Source organism: Streptomyces rhizosphaerihabitans, assembly GCF_025399795.1.
GTDB lineage: Bacteria > Actinomycetota > Actinomycetes > Streptomycetales > Streptomycetaceae > Streptomyces > Streptomyces rhizosphaerihabitans.
Window position 1 is genome coordinate 1 of record NZ_JAODTZ010000185.1, and the last position, 476, is coordinate 476.

Annotated in this window: 1 protein-coding gene; it reads right to left on the bottom strand. The window is 69.5% G+C overall.

Features of this window, described 5'->3' with window-relative positions; all coding sequences use genetic code 11:
* A partial coding sequence (locus N4G66_RS45325) for an RNA-guided endonuclease TnpB family protein (RefSeq protein WP_261710170.1) occupies positions 1-476 on the bottom strand: 476 nt, incomplete at both ends.

Consider the following 476-nt stretch of genomic DNA (forward strand, 5'->3'; position numbering starts at 1 on the left):
TTCCCGTCCGTACCAGGCTGCTTTGTACTCGAGCATGCTCCGGAACTGCGACCATGCCGCGTCCGAGATGGCGCGGGCCAGATTCCGGTTCCTGACCAGGTTGCGGACACTCAGGTCCTCGATCACGAGCGTTTGGTTCTCGCGCACGAGTCGGGTGGTCAGCTGGTGCAGGTGATCGCGGCGGCGGTCGGTGATCCGCGCGTGGATCCGGGCGACCTTGCGCCGGGCCTTGGCCCGGTTGGCGCCGTCGCCCTTCGCCTTCTTCGCGAGGCGGCGTTGGGCGAGCGCGAGCCGGGCACGGTCGCGGCGCTCGTGCCTCGGGTTGGCGATCTTCTCGCCGGTGGACAGGGTGAGCAGGTGGGTCAGGCCGACGTCGATACCGACCGCGTTTCCGTTGGCGGGGAGCGGCTTCACGGTCGGGTCGTCGCACAACAGGGAGACGAACCAGCGGCCGGCCGCGTCCTGCGACACGGTCG